The organism is Francisella persica ATCC VR-331 (assembly GCF_001653955.1).
GTDB classification, from domain to species: domain Bacteria; phylum Pseudomonadota; class Gammaproteobacteria; order Francisellales; family Francisellaceae; genus Francisella; species Francisella persica.
In genome coordinates, this window is sequence record NZ_CP013022.1 from 448,246 (window position 1) to 470,389 (window position 22,144).

The window sequence follows — 22,144 nt, forward strand, 5'->3', positions numbered from 1 at the left end:
TCTTTAGAATTTATAGAGTTATTTTTGAAATTTGTTATTTATCTGTGCTGGATATATTTGTTTAAGGAATCTAGCGTATAGCTATTATCTTTATCCATTATCGGTAGCTTGACATACTTACCATTATACTCTAAGCTTAACGGCATACACATAACCATCTTCATACACTTCCATTTGCAGATTACTTGAGTATTCTGGTGCCCTATCTAGCTGTACTCCTAAAGTACTCATTACCTCTAAGAGTGCCAGATCATGTCCTGAGGAGTAAGTCATTTTATATTTAGGCTTACCACTAGCAGCATTATTTAGATCTTCGATCATTCTAATTAGTCAATTCACCCATAATATAGGCAACTTTTTGCGATTTAAACAATTGTGCTAAACCACAACCTTTAAGAGTAATTATTTTATCAGCATTATACTTGAGATAAACCTTCTGGAAAAGGTTTGCTATGCTATTTAGCAACAATCAAAACATCTCCTATCTCCAAAATATCATTTAGCCCTTATATTTTATTATCTAATAATTACAGTATTTGCTGCCATTTTGCAAAATTAGGCTGAACTTCTTTTGTCTTGTTTTGCTATGCTGGTAAGTTGTAGGTATTCAATACAGCTAAATATTGTTCATAAGCAAACTTTGAGCAATAACCAGAGTGTGATTAGTGTGACTTGATAGTACATAGATACTTTGATCAAGATAATTCTCTAGTAAAAGATTAAATTACATATCTTTTTCTTAGCAAAATGCCTAAGTTACACTCTTGATTAATTACAGTAATGGTAAGTTATGATAGCTAGGTTCCCCAGTTATAATTGCAGTGAATAAAAATAACTGCTAAAGCCAAATTAATAAATCTAAGCTGTAAATTATTAATTATAGTATAAAAATAGCCTTGAAACTATACCAAAATATAAATTATGTAAAACTTAAGAAAATAACCTTTACAGATGGCAACTAAATGCCTAAAATGTTTTCAATTTGCCCAATTAACTTTGTAAAAAAAAGTAATGATAAAAACCTTTTTCAAACAGCTTTTTTCTTCAAGTTTCATTTATCACAGTAAGGTTGTTCTATTATGATATTAGCTAACGATATGACTAATGCAATATTGGTTTTTCCAGATGGTACATACTATCTAGGTAGATCAATAGGGGTTCGTGGTTGGACAGACGGCGAAATTTGTTTCAATACATCAATGACAGGTTATCAAGAGACTCTAACAGATCCATCTTATGCCGGTCAGATTATCACTTTTACATTCCCTCACATTGGTAATGTTGGAATCAATAATGAAGATAACGAGTCCCTAGGAGTATTTGCTAAAGGCTTAATCGTACGTGAGAATCTCACCAGTCCATCAAATTTTAGAGCTAAAAAAAGTATCGGTACTTGGCTAAAAAATAGAAATATAGTCGGTATCTGTGGTGTTGATACGCGTGCAATCGTGCGTAAAGTACGCAAAGAAGGTGCTGTAAGAGTAGCGATATTATCAGTCAAGCCAGGTGAATTCCTCGATGCAAACTATGTAAGATCGCGTATCAAAAATAAATCTAACCTTAACGGTAGAGATCTAGCAATCAGTGTCACTACAAATAGAGAGTATGATTGGAATGAGCATACTTTCAAACTAGGTCAACAAGTTTATAAGCAGCAACAAAACTACAAATATAATGTTGTAGTTATCGACTATGGTGTCAAATACAATATACTAAGAAACCTTGTCGATGCTGGCTTTAAGGTAACTGTAGTGCCTGCTGATAGCACTTATAAAGATATTATGAAGCATAATCCTGATGGCGTATTCTTATCAAATGGTCCTGGAGACCCGTTTGCAACTTCTGACTATACTATGCCAGTCATAAAAAAACTTCTAGAAGTCAAAATGCCAATATTCGGTATTTGTTTAGGCAACCAGTTATTAGCCTTAGCTGCTGGATTAAAAACCAAGAAAATGTACAAAGGCCATCGTGGTGTAAACCAACCAGTTCTCGATGCTAATACTAAAAAAGTCCTTATCACTAGCCAAAACCATGGCTTTGTGATTTGTGATGACAATGTTCCTGATAATATTCAAATTCATATGAGCTCGCTTTTTGATAATACTGTTGAAGGCTTGAGATTTAAAGATAGACCTGCTTTTGCAGTACAGTATCACCCAGAGAGCTCACCAGGTCCGCATGACTGTAAGTATTTATTCAATGAATTTACCAAGATGATAGCAGAAAGTAAGAAAGGGAATTAATAATATGCCAAAAAGAACAGATATAAAAAGTATTTTAGTACTAGGTGCCGGTCCAATAGTTATTGGTCAAGCATGTGAGTTTGACTACTCAGGAACTCAAGCATGTAAAGTTTTGAAAAAAGATGGTTACACAGTCTTTCTTGTAAACTCAAATCCAGCAACAATTATGACAGATCCTACAACTGCTGATAAGATCTTCATAGAACCAATTACAGTTGAGAGTGTTGGTAAAATTATTGCTAGAGAAAAGCCCGATGCAATCTTACCTACAGTTGGTGGTCAGACTGCTCTTAACTGCGCTTTAGCTTTATACAAAGCTGGTATTTTGGAAAAATATGGTGTCGAGATGCTTGGTGCAAAAGCTGACTCTATTGATAAAGCAGAAAATAGGGAAAGATTTAACAAAGCTATGGCAAAAATTGGCTTAGAAGTACCTAAAAACGTTGTAGTGCAATCTATGGAAGAGGCTCATAAAGCTCTAGAAGATATTGGACTACCTGCTATTATTAGACCATCATTTACACTTGGTGGTAATGGTGGTGGTATCGCTAATACCAAAGAAGAGTTTGAAGCAATAGTCAAAAATGGTCTGAGCCTCTCGCCAACTAATGAAGTTTTAATTGATGAATCTATCTTAGGTTGGAAAGAGTACGAAATGGAAGTTATCCGTGATAAAGCTGATAACTCAATTATTGTTTGCTCAATTGAGAATATAGACCCAATGGGTATCCATACCGGCGATAGTATCACCGTAGCGCCAGCGCTAACATTGACAGATAAAGAGTACCAGACTATGCGTGATGCTTCGATTGCTGTACTTAGAGAAATTGGTGTAGAAACTGGGGGTTCAAATGTGCAATTTGCTGTGAATCCTAAAGATGGTAAATTAGTTGTTATTGAAATGAACCCGCGTGTATCCCGATCTTCGGCATTAGCTTCAAAAGCTACAGGTTACCCAATCGCAAAAGTAGCGGCAAGACTAGCGGTTGGCTATACTCTTGATGAAATTGATAATGACATCACAAAAGTTACTCCAGCATCATTTGAACCAACAATTGACTATATAGTTACAAAGATTCCACGCTTTACATTTGAGAAATTCCCTACCACACCATCGAATCTATCTTCGCAGATGAAATCAGTTGGTGAAGCTATGGCGATTGGTAGATCTTTCGCAGAGAGTTTACAAAAAGCTTTAGTCTCTCTTGAGACTGGCTTAACAGGATTAGATCAAGTTGAAATTCCTGGTGTTGATGAGTCGAAATCTTTACAAGAGAATAAAGCAGTTATCCTAAAATCACTAGAAGAATTCTCACCGATGCGTATTCTAAGAGTAGCTCAAGCTATTAGATACAAAGTATCACAACAAGAAATTCATGATGCTTGTAAGATAGATCCATGGTTTATTGAGCAGATTGCAATTATTGTTGATGCTGAAGAAAAACTTAAAAAAACTGGTTTACCAAATAGCAAAGAAGAGTTCTCTGTTTACAAAAATATTGGCTTCTCAGATGCAAAAATTGCTGAGCTTGTCGGCAGAACAGAAAGATATATTAGAAATTTTAGATTTGGTAAAGAAATCTATCCTACATTTAAAAGAGTCGATACTTGCGCTGCTGAATTTGAATCACAATCATCATATTTGTACTCTACTTATGAACACTATAGCTATGAAGAAATCGTCCGTGATTGTGAATCTGAAATTTCTGATAAAAAGAAAGTTATAATCCTAGGTGGTGGCCCTAACCGTATTGGTCAGGGTATAGAATTCGATTATGCTTGTGTTCACGCTGCGGAATCTCTCAAAAAAGAAGGCATAGAAACCATCATGATTAACTGTAACCCTGAGACAGTTTCTACAGATTATGATACTTCTGATAAGTTATATTTTGAGCCCCTATGCGCCGAAAATGTCTTAAACATTATCAAAAATGAGATGCGTAAAGGTGAGGTTCTTGGGGTGATCGTACAGTTTGGTGGTCAAACACCACTAAAACTAGTATCAGCGCTGCATGAGAATAATATTCCTATACTTGGTACAGATCCAGATAAGATTGATCTAGCTGAAGATAGGGAGAGATTCAAAGAGCTACTTGATAAAGTTGGTCTAAAACAGCCTTTAAATACAATTGCATATACAATTAATGAATTAAAGAAAAAGATTGTTAATGTTGGCTACCCTGTCGTTGTGAGACCATCTAATGTCTTAGGTGGTAGAGCAATGGAAATTGTCGATTCACAAGAAGAGCTAGATGCTTATATCAAGGCTAATAGTAAATGTATTCTTGAAGGACCTATCTTGATTGATAAATTCTTAGAAGATGCTATAGAGCTAGATGTAGATGCACTTGCTGATGGTGGTGAGCGTGTCTTCGTTGCAGGTATTATGGAGCATATCGAAGAGGCAGGTATTCACTCAGGTGACTCAGCTTGCTCGATACCAACTCGTTCATTAACTAATGAGCAGATTGAAGAAGTCAAACAAGCTACTATCAAACTAGCTAAAGAGCTAAATGTAATTGGTCTAATGAATGTTCAGTTTGCTTATCAAAATGAGCAATTGTATGTAATTGAGGTAAACCCCCGCGCATCAAGAACTGTGCCATTCGTTGCTAAAGCTACTGGTAACAGTATTGCAAATATCGCAACTAAACTTATGCTTGGTAAGAAACTTTCAGATTTTATTTTAAACAATCCAATACCTAGACACTTCTCTGTTAAAGAAGCTGTATTCCCATTTGGTAGATTTGCTAATGTCGATTGCTATCTAGGTCCAGAAATGAAGTCTACTGGTGAAGCTATGGGTATTGATAGAACCTTTGGTGTAGCATTTTACAAAGCCCAAGAGATGTCTTTTAACAAGCTCCCACTAAAAGGAAATATCCTAATATCAGTAAGTAATGCTGATAAACCCAAGATACTTCAGCCAGTTAAAGAGCTGATAGATCTTGGTTTTAATATCTTTGCAACTAAAGGTACCAAAATCTTCTTAAGAGAGCATGGTCTACAATGTAAACTCTTTGATAAAGCTTCTGATAATATTGGCAACCATCAAGTACACAATACTGTCAAAGCTATCGAAGCAGGTGAAGTTGACTTACTGGTTAATACCTCAATAAGACAAGAGCTAAAAATAAGTTTAGCATTAAGAAGAGCTGCTATTATGAGTAAAGTTTCTTATGTAACAACTATTGGAGCTTTTGAGGCGTTTGTAACCGCTGTCAAAGATATGCGCAAAATCAATAATGATTTTGATGTTAAAACTGTTAAAGAATGGATTAATAGTTAATAAAATACCCTATCAGTATACAACTGCCACTACTTCGTACCAAAGTGGATAATAGAAATAAAATAAGTCATCCTGAACTATTATAGGTCACTAAGTAAAGTCGAAGTGTATTCAGTATCTCAATAAAATCACTATCTATCGTGATATACTAAAATAAATTCAGCATGATATTAATATTGAGGAATTATAAATGCTATCATTTCAAAAGCTACTACGCGGTGATCAAATCACTAAAAATGATTTAAATAAACTATTTAATCAAGCTGATATTTACAAAGATAAACTCGCTAAATCACAACCTATCAAAGATTTAGAAGGCAAAATTCTAGCTTCTTTATTTTTTGAACCAAGTACTAGAACAAGGTTTTCATTTGAATATGCTATGAATAGATTAGGCGGTAAAGTCATATCACTAGAAAATGGCTCATCAAGCTCAACACAAAAAGGCGAAACTCTTGATGATACAGGCAGAATGATCGATCAGTATGCTGATATTATCGTTATACGTCACCCTAAGCCTCATAGTGTTGAAGAGTTTTCAAAATATGTCAATTCACCTGTAATAAATGCAGGTGATGGTGATAATGAACATCCTACTCAATCACTTGTAGATTTATATACGATATATTCTGAAAAAGGCTCGATTAAGAACTTAAAAGTTGGCTTCTTAGGAGATCTAAAATATGGACGCACAGTTCATTCACTTACTAATATACTTGCTAAATATAATTCTTCTTTTAAGTTTATATCTTCTCAAGAATTAAAGATTCCTGAAAAGCTTAGAAGCTTTGTTATGAAAAATAGAAACCCTGTTACTGAATTAGATACAGTTAGTGCCGATGTTTTAGAAGATTTAGATGTATTGTATGTAACTCGTGTCCAAAGAGAAAGGTTTTCAGGTGAAGAAAGTTATCTAAACAATAAAGATCATTGCTATTTAGACAGAAAACATATTTCTGCTAAAAGCAATTTTATAATTCTTCATCCTTTACCAAGAGTTGATGAGATAGATAGATCTATTGATGAGCTTGACTGTGCTAAATATTTTGAGCAAATTAAATATAGCATTCCAATTAGAATGGCTCTATTATCACTACTAATAAAATCATAAATATAAAATTAGTGAGCTGATTTCTACCCTAGCTTTTTGACAAATGCTTTTTTTTACATTAAAGTGTCTATTAACTTTTTTAAATTTTAATTTTTACTATGAAAATAAATGAAGATTTAATGTGGTCACTTAGTCTGTGTGGTACAGCTATTGGTGCCGGTGTGCTATTTTTACCTATCCAAACAGGAATTTCGGGAATTATCCCAATATTAGTCATATTAGTATTTATTTTCCCAATGGTGTTTTTATCACATAGAGCATTATGTAGATTTGTTATATCTAACCCAAATACTGACTCTGATATCACAGTAGTTGCTTATGACTATTTTGGTAAGCTTGGTGGAATTATTTTTAATATTTTATATTTATTTGCTATCTTGCCGATATTATTAGTTTACAGCGTTGGTATAACAAATACTCTAGCCAGCTTTTTTAAATATCAGCTTCATGATGATATCGAAAATAGATTTCTTTTAAGCTTTTTCACTATACTTTCGCTAGTATTTATCATTAACTTTGGTCAGAAGCTTATCATCCGCGTTATAAGCTTTCTGGTTTTTCCGTTTATCATAGCTTTGCTAGTACTTTCATTATGGATGATTCCATATTGGAATATCGAGATACTACGTAATAGCTTCGAGTACAATCATAGTTTTTCCGGTATTTTGATAGCTATCTGGATAATTATGCCAATATTGATATTTTCTTTTAATCACTCACCGATTATATCTTCTTTAGCTGTATATGTAAAAACCAAATACAAACAAGATGCAGACAAAAAAGCCTCTAGGATAATAGCTTTTAGCAATATTTTGATGATTATCACCGTAGTGATATTTGTAATCAGCTCTATGCTAACTCTCTCTCCAAAAGAGCTAATGATCGCAAAACAAGAGAATGTTTCTATTTTATCTTATCTATCAAGTCATTTTAATAATTACTCTCTTGATTATGTAGCCCCATTTGTAGCTCTAGTAGCTATGAGTAAATCTTTCTTTGGTCATTACTTAGGTTCAAAAGAGGGTATAGAAGGGATAGTTTGTAAAATAGCAAAAAATAAAATTAGTGAAAGAACCATAAAGCCAATTACACTATTGATAGTATTTTTATTATGCTGGCTTGTCGCATATTTAAACCCTAATATCTTAGATATGATTTCTAGTATAGGTGGTCTTATTTTAGCTGTAATTTTATTTATCATGCCTATTTATAGCATTTATAAAATCAAATATCTAAATCCTTATAAAAACCTATTAGCAGATATCTTTATCCTTACAGTGGGGATTGTAGCGCTATCATCTGCAATATATGTTTTACTCTAATAATCCACTTAAAATTTGACATTTATCAGAATAAGGTATAAATTGTATACACCTGAATGGGGGCGAATGTGGTTTCGACATGAATGTCAAAATCTAAGGTGCATGCCAAGGAAGTACCGTAACCTTGTTAATAACAGTACAAATGCCAATAATAACTGGCAATAAAAAAGCAAGCCGCGTAGTAGCTAACGACAGCAACTTTGCTGCTGTTAAAGCTGCCTAGTCTAGCTTAATAATCTAGATGCGCACGGATATGATAGTCTTTCTTATGACGCTATCTATACATCCGTTCATATTCCACATAAGACGGTCTTTGCTTTTTGTCTAGGAGTTAAGGCTGTATTTAACAGACTCGCTAAATATTACCCTGGCTAATTGGGGAATAGTTTAGTTAAACTCAAATAGATTAGCCTAAGCATGTAGATCCAAAGAGCGAGAGTTTGTGGACGCGGGTTCAAATCCCGCCGCCTCCACCACAAAGCATTTTCAAACAGTTTTACCAAGTAAATAAAGCCCTTTAAAAATCCATACTTTTAGCTACTTTTATAGTACTAGAATTATAACAATATAAATAAAAGTTTATAGCTGATAGTTCAAATCCCGCCGCCATCTATTATTTAGCTAATTTTAATTTACATAATTAGTTCTACAATGAAAATTATCTGTTTATACCTTAGCAGTTTTAATTTTAAATGGCTATACCTTATATGGTAGAGATACTACATCTAGCTCTTATCTTTTAGTAAAAAGACAATATAACTCACTACTTACAAATGAGACTCAAAATAAACTTCTTCAAATATTAAAGATGTTTTGTATTGATTAAATAATTGCTATGATTGTACAGATACTATTTTGGCTATTCTTATTTAGTATTTTAGTCTTGCTGAGCATTTTGGATATTTGCTTGCGTAAGTTGTAATTTTTTTTTGCATAGCTAAAACTAAATGAAATTAAAATTGGTAGGGTAATTATAGTTTCATATTATCTCCTTTTATCTATCTCTTTTACCTTAAACTAAAAGTTATAAAGATGCAAATAAGTTCATTTTTTAAAAAAGTTTATTTAAAATGTATATGTTTACTATTTACTATAGGCATAATTTATAGATCTCAGTTCACTTTACAAAAATGAAGCTATCGGACATTTTCCACCTATTTTAATAGCTTTTGCAAGATCTTTTATTGGTTGTATTGTTCTTTTGTAGTATTTGCTAATTCTTATACTTAAGATCAAAATCTTTCAAAAAAGATTTCGCTATTTATTATTTGATAGCATTTTTTGAAGCTACTATACCATTTATGCTAATTCCGTAGAGACAAAAATAGCCCGTCAATTATGGCTATTTTAACTGGAATAGTGCCTTTTTTAGTATTATTAGGTCATTTAATAATTTAACTCTTAGAATAACTTTTGCCAATATTTTGGAGTATTTCAATTGGCTTTGTATGGCTTTTAGTATTATTTTATCCAAGTTTAGTGACTGAAAATCATTCTATATATATGGAATATCTAGCAATATTACTAGCAACTACATCATTTTACTGCTTTTAAGTAAGTCTTGTTTACATGATAATCCTATCATTGTTTCAAGAAATATTCTTATAGTTTCGACTATACAATTATGTTTTTAGCTATTATTTAGTCCAATTCTTCAAATTTTGCATTATTTTCGTTAATATACTTAGGTATATTCTACGCTTGTATTGTTTATTTTCTCTATGCTTAATTGATAAAACTGGCCCAATCTTTACTTATTTTACTAATTATCTAGTTCATTTATTTGGTGTTATCTTTGGAATTTTAATCAATCATGACCCATCTAATATAACTGCTTGGATATCTTTGACAATTATTCTTTATACTGTTATTTTAAATTATATTATTAAACATTAATATTTTTTATTTACTCCTAGCTATATTAATCTTGTATTTCTTGTTAAAATGTTAGTGCAACTATAATCAAAAGGAGAGTATCATGATTAAATGTCCATTTAAAGAAAATGAATCTTATTGCAAGCAAGTAGGATTATATGTATTAGTAGTATTTTTAACAATTTTAGGTGTAGCTGTAACACTAAAAATTATTACACTAATTTTATGTATTTTTCCTGGCTCTGTTCGTGAAAATACTTGGCTAGTAGTTATATCTATAGTTTTAGTATTATTTGCTACTAAATACCATAGCAAAGGTCATTGTGGTTGTGGTCATGAGTGTAGCTGTCCTTGCAATAAAAATCAAAATAGTAAAAAATACTGCAATAAAAACCAACAAAATACTCACCAACAAAATACTCAAGATAATTCTCAATAAAAAAAAAGAATTTAACATAAAAGTTATCAAAACTTAAACTTTAATGCTATCAAAACCATTTTATTTTTTTAAAAAAATATATTTGTAAGGCTACTAAAACTAATAAATATTACTAAAAAATTCAAAAAGCATGTACATTTTCGCACCTGGTGTCCCAGCAACATTTAACCCAGTTAAAAAGCTTTAATGGTAATTTCATCTTTTACAATTTGCAGTCGATCACGTTCTTCTACAAGATTTTCCATATAACGTACCACATAATTATATATTTCTACTAAATGACGTTTATGCGAGCTTCCAAGCCAGATTAAACTATTTAACCTTAGTTGTTCAATTATACATCCCTTTGTAGAATTATATATCTTCTAAAAAATTATTATTACGCAACTCAGCTATAGACTTTCTTAAATAAGTATCTTATTACTATAGTTTGTTCTTCTATATCTACAAGCATGTAGTCAAGATCTATTAAAACTGGCTACATATAATAGATATTTTTGCTATTAATGTTGTTATAAAATCAGCAGAATTTTCAGGTCTACTTTATTATTAAAACTTTCTTTTATATTATCAAATACATTCAAAGATCTAAAGTTTGTACTAATTATGCGATTTTTATCTATCATTTATTGAAATCATATCTTCATGGGCATCATCTTTATTAGTATTTATGAGAGAATTATTAGCTTTTTCATTTTGCAACATAGCTGATGTTAAAGCAATTTATTAAAAATATTAGATTTTTACTAAATTTTCATTGGCATAATAATAAATAAACTATTATCTTTTTCGTCCTTAACTAATGCGCTCATATTAGGGTTATCAAGGTAGATAGTCATAGTTTCTTCACTAAGCACATTTATAATATCTAAGAGGTATTTGTAATTAAAACAAATTTCCATTGGTTGATCATTATATTGAATTTCGATTTTATCTTCAGCCTTTTCATTATCAGGATTATTAGCTGATAAAAGTAATTTATTTTGTGATATGTTCAGGCGTACACCTTTGTATTTATCATTAGCAAGTATTGATGTTCTTAATAATGAATTTTTGAAAAACTGTTTATCCACAGCTAGCAATTTTGTATTATTCTTAGGAATTACTTTTTGATAATCAGGATAACGACCATCTATAAGCTTTGATATAAAAATATAATTGCCAAATATCGCTTTTAGGTAATTTTTGCCAAGACAAATTTTGATATTTTCTTCTGTTTTGCCTACTATCTTTTTAAGCTCTAAGATTGCTTTTTTTGGTATTATCGACTGTGAAGCACTATCTAACACCCTACTATCAATTATAGACTCTGTAATAGACATTCTATGACCATCTGTAGATACTGCTCTGAGTAGATTTGAATTAATTTCCCAAAACATCCCATTTAAGAAATATCTTGTATCGTCATTAGCCATTGAAAAATCTACTTTAGATATAATATGAAGAAAATCTTGCTGAGATAAGTCAAAACTTGCTTGCTCATTTATATTACTATCAATAATAGGATAATTATCAGCATTTAATAATATAAGATTAAAAGTACTATTATTAGAGACAATAGTTACCTTATTTTTATCAACTCTAAAATCAATCATTGAATTTTCATTCAAACTTCTGACAATATTGTAAATTTTGTCAGCATTTAATGCTAACTTTATACTTGTATTACAACTAACAGCTATATTACATGATATTTCTATATCAAGTTCTGAAGCTGTAATTTTGAGATTATTATTATCAATGTTAAATAGTATACACGATAGTAAAGGCATTGTACTCTTACTATTTGCCACTGACAGCATAGATTGTAAAGGTTTTAGTAAGTCATCTCTATTTAATACAAAATTCATTTTTAAAAAACCCCTTTGATAAAGTTACTAATTTTATTTAACGAGAAATTTTGTCTAAAAGCAACTCATAATCATCCGATATTAAAGTATTGCTTTGTCTTAATTTAGTTATAGCTTTGACAGCATGCATAACTGTCGTATGGTCTCTACCACCAAAAGCATTGCCTATTTCTGGCAAACTATGTGATGTTAGTTCACGAGCTAAACTCATTGCTATTTGCCTTGGTCTAGCTATATTTCTACTCCTTTGGTTAGAAGTTAAATCTTTTACCCTGATTCTATAAAAATCAGCGACAACCTTTTGGATATTATCTATTTTCACTTTCTTTTCTTGTATTTTTATAACATCTCTTAAGCAAGATTGCGCTACTTCAATAGTAGGATCCTTGTGATTAAATTTAGAGGTAGTAAGCACTCTGTTTAAAGCACCTTCTAGTTCTCTGACATTAGTACGTACATTCTCAGCAATAAAAGCTGCTGTTTCATTAGGTAATTTTTGACCTAAATCGTGTGCTTTTTTAAGCAAAATAGCAATTCTGGTTTCTAAATCTGGCATATCAACAGATACAGTCAAGCCATAACCGAAACGTGAAACTAATCTTTCTTCAAGTCCTTCTATCTCATTTGGATATTTATCACTGGTTAGAATTATCTGTTTACCATTTTCATACAAAGCATTAAAAGTATGAAAAAACTCCTGAGCTGTACCTTCTTTACCAGCGATAAACTGAATATCATCAATCAAAAGTATATCAGCAGATCTATAAACTCTTTGAAACTCATCTTGATCTTGTAAACGAATAGAATTTACATAATCTTTAATAAATTGTTCTGAATTTGTATAGATAATTTTAGCATTAGGATTAACTTCTTTAGCATGATTACCTATTGCTTGCATTAAGTGAGTTTTTCCTAAACCACTGCCACCATAAATAAATAAAGGATTATGTAATTTTCCTGGGTTTATCGATACCTGCATAGCTGCTGCTCTAGCAATTTTGTTAGCATCACCAACTACAAAACTATCAAAAACATATTTTTCTTTTAATGGTAAACCAAAAGAGTACTCTTCAGCTTCCTTTGCTGTAATTAGCATAGCTTCATCAAAACCAAATAACTCTTGTGATGAAGAAAAGTTTTTAGTAGTGTATTTTTTTGATATTTTAGATTCTTGTACTACTTTTGCTTCTTCTGATTCGTCTTTTATCTCAACACTTGATGTACTAAAAAAATTAGCTTGCGGTCCAGCTGTGATAACTTCAGTAATTTTTTTACCAGAGAATTTTTTGTTAGAATATTCAATAATTAAATCTTTACCATGACACTCTTGAATTGTTGCTAAAATAAAATTTCCATATTTAGATTTTATATGTTTTTTGAAATATTCATTGTTACAATAAATTGTGAATAAGTTACTATTTTGCTCTACATGAATAGGCTTTATCCACGTTTTATATTCAAACGTAGAAAGTTTTTTTTTTATTCTTTTTAAACATTTATTCCATGTAGTCATATATAAAAAAATACCCTAATATCCATTATAAATATAAAGGGTAGCCAAATGTAGGCAAAAGTATTAATGAATAACTAAGATTTTATTGTAATAAAAAAAAATAAGCAATCATAATTAAGCATACTTGTGGATAATTATGTTAATTAATTTGTTTATTCTTTGTTTCAAGATTTGTGTAATAAGTTATTAACAAATATGTTAATATTTATGTTAATTAATTTGATAATTTTTTATCCATATTTTTATTCAGATTCTTTTTACTACTTTTTTACATGCTTATACATTTATTTTTATCCACGTTTAAATATTGATATATTTATATTTTATAAATTTATGCACAACGAGATACGCACATAATAAATAATAATATAAATAAAACAAAGTAATATATAATAATATAATATAAAGGATATTCAAAAAAAAAAATATTTTTCTTTATAATAGATTGTTAACAAAATTTAAAACATTTTTCTAATGTCATTTAATACAGAAATCTTTTTGAATATAAACAAATATGAGCAACGAATAGCAATAAAAGAAAATAATATTCTCAAAGAAATTTTGATAGAGCGCGATAATCAAAAAAGAATTGTTGGAAATATTTATAAAGGGAAAATAATTAGGGTTCTTCCTGGGATACAAGCAGCTTTTGTAGATATTGGTTTGGAAAAAGCTGGATTTTTACATTTATCAGAAGTTATACCTTTAGAGAAATATGATGATGACTCTGATGAGAATTTCAAACTCAAAAAAATAAACACTGAAGATATAAATGAATGGTTACGAGAAGGTCAAGAGGTTTTAGTGCAAGTAGTCAAAGAAAGTATAGGTAATAAAGGCGTAAAATTAACATCACATTTATCAGTATCTTCACGTTTTGTGGTTTTCTTACCTGATTTAGATCATATAGGCATCTCGCTTAAAATAACTAATGAACAAGAAAAGCAACGATTATTAGAATCAATTAAAAAAATTACTCAAAGTGAAAATCCACGTGGATATATTCTAAGGACAGCTGCTGAAGGTGCGAGTTATGAAAAATTAGAAAATGATATAAAATTTTTAAATAACTTATGGCAAGATATTTTAGATATTTCTAGTACAATCATTAAACCTAGTGTTGTTTATGAAGATTTTAGTTTAATAATCAAAACTATCAATATATTTGCTAATGATAATCTAGATAAAATTCTTGTAGATAATATCGATTCATATAAAGAAATATGTCATTTTACAGATAAATATATTCCTGGTTTAAGAGATAAAATAGAACTTTATCAAAAGCATAATATCTTTGAAGAGTATGATATTGAAAATGAAATAAATAAGGCTCTAGATAAAACTGTATATCTAAAATCAGGTGGTTATTTAGTTATAGAACAAACTGAAGCAATGATAACTGTTGATATCAATACAGGCGGTTATATTGGTACAAAAAATCTTGAGGAGACTATCTTTAAGACAAATCTAGAAGCTACAAAAGAGATAGCTAGGCAGCTAAGACTTAGAAATTTAGGTGGCATAATAATTATAGATTTTATAGACATGATGGATAAAACACATAAAACACAAGTTTTAGAAGCCTTAAAAAAAGAACTAGAGCTTGATAAGGCTAAGACTAGTGTAAGTGATATTTCAGAGCTAGGGTTAGTTGAAATGACACGTAAAAGGGTTCATGAGAGTTTGCTTAGAACTTTGTGTCAGCCGTGTGAACATTGTAATGGTAAAGGAAGTGTCAAAACATTACAAACAATTTGTTACGATATTTTTAGAGAAATAAAGTCAGAATCAAAAAATTATCCAAGCTATAATGATTTTTTACTAATTTCTTCTGAAAAAATAATTGATTATATTGAAAAAGAAGAATCTATTTGGCTGGCAGAATTAGAATTAGAAATACAAAAAAACATTTACTTAAAGGTAGAAAATAGTCATATATATAACCAATACGATATAATTCCATTAAATTTAAAAAAATTCTAAAACATTGTTGACAGCTTTAGAAAAAGAGCTATAATGTATCCTGATAGCCGCCGACTTAGCTCAGTGGGGAGAGCAACTGACTTGTAATCAGTAGGTCGCCAGTTCGAGTCCGGCAGTCGGCACCATAATGGAGTGGTAGTTCAGTTGGTTAGAATATCTGCCTGTCACGCAGGAGGTCGCGGGTTCGAGTCCCGTCCATTCCGCCATATAAATATTAAGGTCTAGTTCTTAACTCAGTTTTCCCCTTTTTACTTCTGATATCTTGATCTAGACCTTAATTTATTTAACCATAGTAGTTTTAAAGTTTTATTATGTAAATCAATAATATTAATTTATAGTGAATTAACTAGATATTGTTAAATTGGCATAAGAGTGTTTGTATATTAATTATTGTTATTTATTTTGTAATGGTGTAATTTTATAAAAATATATAATCAATTTAAAAAGTATGAATATAATTATATAATGCTTGTCAGCAATTAATTAATACTTTATCTTGAAATTTATATCCACAAAATATTAATAATTATTTGTGATTTTTTTATTAACTAAAGAAGATAAAAAACAGCTAAGTAAAAGAGTGCTTTTAACAAAAAAAAATATAAATAAATCTAAATCTCAAAAGTAAATATCTAAAGAAATAGGTATTAGTATTTATACGGTAACTAGATGTTCTAATGTTTAAAAGATTGCTATGCAAGAGTGAAAGAAATATTTAGTGAAAATATTAAAAAATAGGTGAATAAATATAAGTAAAAAATCCAGAAAATTTTTGACTCACATATTGTATAGAGTCAGAATTAGACTGATGATGATTTGAAGTATACAGTTGCGTAATATGAGAAAAGATTAGATGAAAAAATTATGTCTTGTTTTAGAAAACTCATAATATTTACATTATAATAACTATTTGTTTTATGATAAAATTTAGTATTTTATTCTGATACTAGAAAACTATTTGTAATTCATCTATATTTATATTATAGCTGAAAATTTTCAGGGTACGGATATTAACTGTGAAAAACTATATTTAAAATAAAAATAAAAAAACATGAAAGTAGTTGGTGTAGTAACAAAGGTTTCTAATGGTAGAGAAAATCTACTTGAGCAGACTTGGTAGCTATTCTTTAATAGAGAATTTTTAGAGTATATTAATGGTTAAAACTTATCTCAAGATGTAGTATTGGTTTACTATAATTATGTAATCATATAGTATCATATACTCTTTTGATAGGTTATGAAGTAAATGAGTCTGAGGTACCAACAGACTTAAATTCTATTGTAATTGAACTTAATCATGAAGTCTCTAGAGTAGATGGCGAGCTTCCTGATGTGATAATAGATAAATAGTAAGAAATTTGCGCAGATAACTCTAAAAAGAGAGCTTATAAAGTAGATTTTGATAGATATAATCTATATAGAATTATCAAAACACAGAAACTTCAAAAAATATGTAAAAAATGGAAACTACATTAACAAGAATTGTTGAAGCAAAAATAAAGTGGCTTTTTGAAAAAAAGACTACTTTCACTATATATATATCAGAAATAAGTTATCAAAACAGATAGAAAATAGAGCAGTATTTATTTTAGAATATAAAAAAGAGTTAACCTTCTAAAGGATTTAAATGAAATTGCAGCTGTGTACAAAAAAAACTATGCAAATGTAATATCTGTGCTCACAGGTGAAGAGTTTTTTTGGTTAGTTTGCAAATCTAGGATTGTTAGAAAGCAAGTTACATAATCTATACTTTGTAAAGATTTTATAGTATATAAATATCAAATAATATTTACGACATTATCAAGCTTATGCAGCGTTACTGATGCTTTCAGTACTTGATGGTAGTGAGTATAAAAAAATAGCAAAAGTTGCTAATAGTCTTGGTATGGGAATACTTACAGAGATTAGTAATGAAGAGAAACTTGAAAGATCGTATAAAATCTAAAAAGTAATTATAATAGTTGCAACCTTAGAGACCTATCCATAGATTTAAATACTACATGTCTTTTAGCTCAAAAAAAATACCTAAGTGATTTACTCTAATTTTAGAATCAGGCATTTACAAAAAAACAAGAAGTATGTGATCTTAGAAACTATGTAAGTGGTTTTCTTATTAGTAGTTATATTATGGCTGAGCGTAATCTAGAATTTGCGGTTAGGAAGATATTTTATGGATTTAATAAAATTTGTGGTTTAACTTTTAAAAAAAAATATATAAAAAGCTTATGATGCTGGAGCTATATATGGTGGATTTATTTTTGTTGAGAGATCTCATCACTATGTAGATTTTGTCATGGCAAAACAGATAAAAAAATTATATTAAATTATGTAGGCGTATTTGTACATGCTAAGATAGAAAATGTAGCAGATACTTATCATGTACTAAAATTAAGTGCCGTGCAATTACATGGAAATGAAGATCAAGAGTATATAGATACTCTAAAATTAAAACTACATAGAAACTGTCAAATATGGAAAGCTTATGGAGTAGATAAAACTCTTCAAAATTTTTTTTGATAATGTGGATTAATCATCTGTTAGATGCTCAAGTAGATGGTAAGGCTGGTGGTACTGGTAAAGCATTTGATTGGAATCTTATAAAAGATATAAAAAAAATATGATTCTTGCTGGTGGTCTTAATGCTAAAAATATAGCTTAAGCAATAGGTTTAAAATGTTAAGCTTATGATATTAATTTAGGTGTAGAATCTGAGCCATGTCAAAAAGATCAAAATAAGTTAAATGAAGTTTTTGATGTAATTAGAAATTACTAAGATTTTATTGATATTTTTTTAGTAGTGTTATCTTTTTCTTTTTTAGGAATATTTAAGCTTAATATACCATTATTATACTTAGCTTCTATCTTATCACTATCTATATTATCAGGTAGATTTATACTACGTTGAAACTCGCCATAATAACGTTCTTGTACATGGTGCTTTTTATCTTTGTGTAAGTGTTCGCGCTTTGCTTTTATATATAGTTTATTTTTATCTAGTTCTATATCTATATCTTTCTCTTCTACTCCTGCTAAATCTGCAGTGACATTATAAGAACCTTCATCTTCAATGATATCTAGATTTATATTTTCTAAATATCTTTCATCTTTATAATTTTTAGGGAAACTAAAAAAATTATCAAAAAGATCATTGATAGAATGTTTTAGTTCAAATGGATTATATCTAATTTCTTTACTCATATTTGTTCTCCTTCTGAATTATGTTCTCACACCTTTCAATTTGAATATGTGATCATATTTGAAAATTTCAAGCAATATGTTTTTAAAATTATTTCATACAAGTCTAGTTATAAACTTTTAACTATAGCATAACATATTGTTACCAATCCTAAAAATCGAGAAAATAATAGATTAGTTTTAGATAGTGTTGATTTGAAACTATTATCGATTAAAATATATGATTCAGATCTATTAGAGTCAAATTTTAGTGTTGATAAAAATTAGCTGATTATCCATAATGCTCCTAATAACATTATTTTACAGAAAGTTATTTAGATTAATCCTTATGCTAATTTTTTAGAAGGTTTGTATAAATCTGGAGATGCGTTATGTACTCAATGTGAGGCTACATGATTTAATAAAGATTATATACTATTTAGATAGACATGATGTTATGTCGTTTTATACTATCAAAATTATTGCTGACAAGCAAATACCATGTTATTCTCTCTCAAATGGAGATAAGATTGATTCAGGAGATATTTCTGATTCACTGCATTTTGCAACGTGAAAAGATCCATTTAAACCTTGTTACTTATCTATGCTTGTAGCTGGTGATTTAGCAAATATAAAATATACCTATATTACAAAATCAAAACGTAAAGTTAATCTTAAGATTTATGCTTTTAAGAAAGATATAGATAAATGTCATTATGCTATGCAATCTGTTAAGGACTCAATGAAATGGGATTAGCAAAGATTTAATCTCGAGTACAATCTTACATTTATGATTGTAACTGTGCCAGATTTAATGCTGATGCGATGGAAAATAATGGTCTAAATACCTTTAATACCAAACATACTATGGCTGGTGATAAAATAGCAACTGATAAAGATTTTAAGTTGGTACAAAATGTCGTCGGTCATGAGTATTTTAATAACTGGACAGGCAATATAGTTACATGGAGACACTTGTTTCAATTAAGTCTAAAATAGGGATTAACCATATTTAGAGATCAAGAATTCACCTCTGATCTGAATTCAAGATATGTAAAGCGTATTGATGATGTTCGCATAATCAGAAGTTTACAATTTACTGAAGATGCTAGTCCAATATTTCATCTTATCCGTCCTGATTCATATATCGATGAATAATTTCTATGCTGTTACTTATTTACTAATAAGGGCGCAGAAGTAATTAGAATGATTTATACTATATTAGGCGAAGATAGTTTCCAGAAAGGTATGAAACTTTATATTTACGTGATAGTCAGGTAGTTACTTGCGAATACTATGGTAGATGCAAATAATTGTGATTTTAGCTTATTTAAAAGATAGTATAGCCAATCAGGTACACCAAATATTAAAGTTACGGAGAAATATAATACAGATAGTCAAATTTACAGCTTAACTTTGGAGAAAAACATACCGCCAACTACTGATCAACAAGTCAAACAAGTATTGACATATACCAGTTAAAATATTGAGCTTAATGAGCAAAAACAAACTTATACTTAATAAATATCTCAGCAAAACCAGTGGTTTCTTTATTTAGGGATTTTTCTGCTTATTCATTAATTGGTGTATTTGGTGTTAACTTTTCTCAATATTATCATAAAAATGGTTTAGGTTATGCTTTTATGGGTTGTGTAGTTTTTAATTTAGCCAATAATATTACTTGTGGCAGCTATCGATATTGCTGGTATGTCTGTAGCATTTCCTTTAGCTATTGGTTTAGCCTTAGTTATAGAGGTGTAATAACAAATTATATAGAAACACCTTTAGGTTAGCCTATAGAGTTATTTTTAGGAGTTTTAAGTGTACTTTTGCAGCAATTATTATCTATATGGTTATATATAAGCGTATTTCTGATAACAAATCAATTATTTCAGGTATTTTAACGGGCTTTTTCTATCCTTTAGTTATTTAAAGTCTATATCAAGTGATTTTGTGGTTCCTCAATCTGGTTTGATGACACCATATACAGCTAGTTTTATATTTGCGTTAAGGATTTTATATCAAACTTTATAATCAATGGCTGGATGATTAAATTTCCTATTTTAAGAAAAAACTTAAATTTAAAGGATATTTTTCACAATGAACTCCAGTTACACACTATAGTTATCTTAGATGTTGTTTTATCTGTAGAATTGGTTGTTTGAACTTTATAGCATTCCAGTATTGCTAGACTTTCTATTTCTTATGGTTTATGACAAGTAGCAATAATAGCAGCTTTTTGGAGAGTGTTTATTTCGAAAGAATTTGCTAAAGCTCCAAAAGTCACAAATAAAATTATATTATTAATTTTTATAACTTATATTTTAGGTTTAACTTTGATTGTTTTTGCAAGAAATATTTAAAAATAATTTTATATATTATAGTTTTACCAATCTTTAAAATTAAAGTATTTTCTTGACCATAATAATTACTGATTATATAGAGGCCTGTTTAAATCTCTTTGGTAGTTCAAAAAAACTCTGGCGTAAGTCTAATAGTTCCAATGCATGCCTATAGTTTTCTTAGCTTTAATATCTATGGATATTTTTATTAGCTTCCTTTGGCGTAGCATGGATAGAACGCATAAAATCACGGTTCATAGGCACTTATTCATATAGCTATGTCAAGCTTGTTATTTTTTATCAATTTCTTTGAATATTTCACCTTTTATTTTCATCCTTGATTGCGAAGCTAGCCCACAGAGTTTTATTTCTATCAAATAAACTATGATCTGAGAAATGCACATAAGGTAAGCAAGTAATACTAGTATAAGCTAGAGTAATTTGTTGCAAACTGTTTTTCTTTTTTGAATATGGGTTAATAAAACAAATTTCAAAAAATCTTTCTTAGCTCAGAAGTGAAGGGCTACCTTGAGGATTAGAAAATTTATTTTTATAAGTTATATACTGATTTTAAAAGTATGTTTGACTTATGCAGATACTCAGATGAATCTTTAGAGGAGTAAAAGAAGATAATATTGCAGATGGTATGTTTCTTTTTATGGTGTTTAGATTGGTGATGTTTAAAGTTTGAAGTAGCTAATGATTCTATTTAATATATTGGCTATGAAAAATAGTTAAAAGTAATACAACATGACTGTTTTATTTATTATTTATAGGGGTTTTATTTCTTATATTTTTGACTATTTTTTTATAAACATATATCCCATTAGGAGGACCATAGCTAAAACCTATTCTACAGATGAAAATTATGATCTAAACCCTAATAAAAAAAGTTGGTGAATCAAAATAAAAATATCAAAAAAGATTGATAAAATTAAATCTTAATCCAAAGTTATTAATAACATTTAAAAGCTTTTGTAGAATATTTTTGATTGTACTT

At 29.5% G+C, this 22,144-nt stretch carries 10 protein-coding genes, 2 tRNA genes, 1 other RNA gene and 5 pseudogenes; 13 read left to right on the forward strand and 5 right to left on the reverse strand.

Annotation, left to right across the window (positions count from 1 at the left end):
- Positions 1-18 precede the first annotated feature (18 nt).
- A pseudogene (locus FSC845_RS02230) lies at positions 19-788 on the reverse strand (acid phosphatase); the annotation flags it as partial.
- Positions 789-1,079: 291 nt separating this feature from the next.
- Here FSC845_RS02230 and carA point away from each other — a divergent pair.
- From carA to FSC845_RS02260, 6 genes are all read left to right on the forward strand, one after another.
- On the forward strand, positions 1,080-2,246 hold the full coding sequence (gene carA, locus FSC845_RS02235; RefSeq protein WP_064461584.1) for a glutamine-hydrolyzing carbamoyl-phosphate synthase small subunit: 1,167 nt from the start codon (positions 1,080-1,082) through the stop codon (positions 2,244-2,246).
- A 4-nt stretch (positions 2,247-2,250) separates the two neighbouring features.
- On the forward strand, positions 2,251-5,535 hold the full coding sequence (carB, locus tag FSC845_RS02240) for a carbamoyl-phosphate synthase large subunit (RefSeq protein ID WP_064461585.1): 3,285 nt from the start codon (positions 2,251-2,253) through the stop codon (positions 5,533-5,535).
- Positions 5,536-5,725: 190 nt separating this feature from the next.
- The gene (pyrB, locus tag FSC845_RS02245; RefSeq protein ID WP_064461586.1) at positions 5,726-6,646 is read left to right on the forward strand and encodes an aspartate carbamoyltransferase; all 921 of its coding nucleotides are present in this window, start codon (positions 5,726-5,728) and stop codon (positions 6,644-6,646) included.
- Positions 6,647-6,744: 98 nt separating this feature from the next.
- The gene (locus FSC845_RS02250; protein ID WP_064461587.1) at positions 6,745-7,968 is read left to right on the forward strand and encodes an aromatic amino acid transport family protein; all 1,224 of its coding nucleotides are present in this window, start codon (positions 6,745-6,747) and stop codon (positions 7,966-7,968) included.
- Positions 7,969-8,026: 58 nt separating this feature from the next.
- Positions 8,027-8,444, forward strand: a transfer-messenger RNA (tmRNA) gene (gene ssrA, locus FSC845_RS02255).
- A 1,502-nt stretch (positions 8,445-9,946) separates the two neighbouring features.
- Positions 9,947-10,282: a hypothetical protein gene (locus FSC845_RS02260; RefSeq protein ID WP_227806627.1), complete on the forward strand. Its 336-nt coding sequence runs from the start codon at positions 9,947-9,949 to the stop codon at positions 10,280-10,282.
- A 746-nt stretch (positions 10,283-11,028) separates the two neighbouring features.
- On the opposite strand, the gene dnaN is transcribed toward FSC845_RS02260, so the two are convergent.
- Both dnaN and dnaA read right to left on the reverse strand, forming a co-directional pair.
- Complete coding sequence (gene dnaN / locus FSC845_RS02265; RefSeq protein ID WP_064461588.1) at positions 11,029-12,132, reverse strand: DNA polymerase III subunit beta; 1,104 nt, start codon at positions 12,130-12,132, stop codon at positions 11,029-11,031.
- 37 nt (positions 12,133-12,169) lie between these two features.
- Positions 12,170-13,645 carry a chromosomal replication initiator protein DnaA gene (gene dnaA, locus FSC845_RS02270; protein WP_064461589.1) on the reverse strand — a complete coding sequence of 492 codons (1,476 nt, stop codon included), beginning with the start codon at positions 13,643-13,645 and terminating at the stop codon, positions 12,170-12,172.
- 474 nt (positions 13,646-14,119) lie between these two features.
- On the opposite strand from dnaA, the gene FSC845_RS02275 reads away from it, so the two are divergent.
- From FSC845_RS02275 to trpCF, 6 genes and pseudogenes are all read left to right on the forward strand, one after another.
- Positions 14,120-15,628 carry an Rne/Rng family ribonuclease gene (locus FSC845_RS02275; protein ID WP_064461590.1) on the forward strand — a complete coding sequence of 503 codons (1,509 nt, stop codon included), beginning with the start codon at positions 14,120-14,122 and terminating at the stop codon, positions 15,626-15,628.
- A 49-nt stretch (positions 15,629-15,677) separates the two neighbouring features.
- Positions 15,678-15,753: transfer RNA gene (locus FSC845_RS02280), tRNA-Thr, on the forward strand.
- 4 nt (positions 15,754-15,757) lie between these two features.
- Positions 15,758-15,834: transfer RNA gene (locus FSC845_RS02285), tRNA-Asp, on the forward strand.
- Between the two features lie 276 nt (positions 15,835-16,110).
- Positions 16,111-16,366 (forward strand): annotated as a pseudogene (locus FSC845_RS08570) (Trp family transcriptional regulator).
- Positions 16,367-16,855: 489 nt separating this feature from the next.
- Positions 16,856-16,978: a hypothetical protein gene (locus FSC845_RS09360; protein WP_257719637.1), complete on the forward strand. Its 123-nt coding sequence runs from the start codon at positions 16,856-16,858 to the stop codon at positions 16,976-16,978.
- A gap of 223 nt (positions 16,979-17,201) precedes the next feature.
- Positions 17,202-18,401, forward strand: a pseudogene (gene trpCF, locus FSC845_RS09550) (bifunctional indole-3-glycerol-phosphate synthase TrpC/phosphoribosylanthranilate isomerase TrpF); the annotation flags it as partial.
- On the opposite strand, the gene FSC845_RS02295 reads toward trpCF, so the two are convergent.
- Positions 18,398-18,826, reverse strand: coding sequence for an Hsp20/alpha crystallin family protein (locus FSC845_RS02295; RefSeq protein ID WP_064461591.1), 429 nt, complete (start codon positions 18,824-18,826; stop codon positions 18,398-18,400). The pseudogene trpCF and the gene FSC845_RS02295 overlap by 4 nt on opposite strands.
- 132 nt (positions 18,827-18,958) lie before the next feature.
- Between FSC845_RS02295 and FSC845_RS09555 the strand changes: the two are divergent.
- Positions 18,959-20,373, forward strand: a pseudogene (locus FSC845_RS09555) (DUF3458 domain-containing protein); the annotation flags it as partial.
- Between the two features lie 739 nt (positions 20,374-21,112).
- On the opposite strand, the pseudogene FSC845_RS08600 reads toward FSC845_RS09555, so the two are convergent.
- Positions 21,113-21,591 (reverse strand): annotated as a pseudogene (locus FSC845_RS08600) (MBL fold metallo-hydrolase); the annotation flags it as partial.
- Between the last annotated feature and the right edge of the window lie 553 nt (positions 21,592-22,144).

What these genes read in the sequence shown, in the direction of transcription:
- FSC845_RS02275 (WP_064461590.1), top strand. Translation starts at nt 14,120, where the DNA reads ATGTCATTTAATACAGAAATCTTTTTGAATATAAACAAATATGAGCAA.
- FSC845_RS02295 (WP_064461591.1), bottom strand. Translation starts at nt 18,826, where the DNA reads ATGAGTAAAGAAATTAGATATAATCCATTTGAACTAAAACATTCTATC.
- FSC845_RS02250 (WP_064461587.1), top strand. Translation starts at nt 6,745, where the DNA reads ATGAAAATAAATGAAGATTTAATGTGGTCACTTAGTCTGTGTGGTACA.
- carB (WP_064461585.1), top strand. Translation starts at nt 2,251, where the DNA reads ATGCCAAAAAGAACAGATATAAAAAGTATTTTAGTACTAGGTGCCGGT.
- dnaA (WP_064461589.1), bottom strand. Translation starts at nt 13,645, where the DNA reads ATGACTACATGGAATAAATGTTTAAAAAGAATAAAAAAAAAACTTTCT.
- carA (WP_064461584.1), top strand. Translation starts at nt 1,080, where the DNA reads ATGATATTAGCTAACGATATGACTAATGCAATATTGGTTTTTCCAGAT.
- pyrB (WP_064461586.1), top strand. Translation starts at nt 5,726, where the DNA reads ATGCTATCATTTCAAAAGCTACTACGCGGTGATCAAATCACTAAAAAT.
- dnaN (WP_064461588.1), bottom strand. Translation starts at nt 12,132, where the DNA reads ATGAATTTTGTATTAAATAGAGATGACTTACTAAAACCTTTACAATCT.
- FSC845_RS02260 (WP_227806627.1), top strand. Translation starts at nt 9,947, where the DNA reads ATGATTAAATGTCCATTTAAAGAAAATGAATCTTATTGCAAGCAAGTA.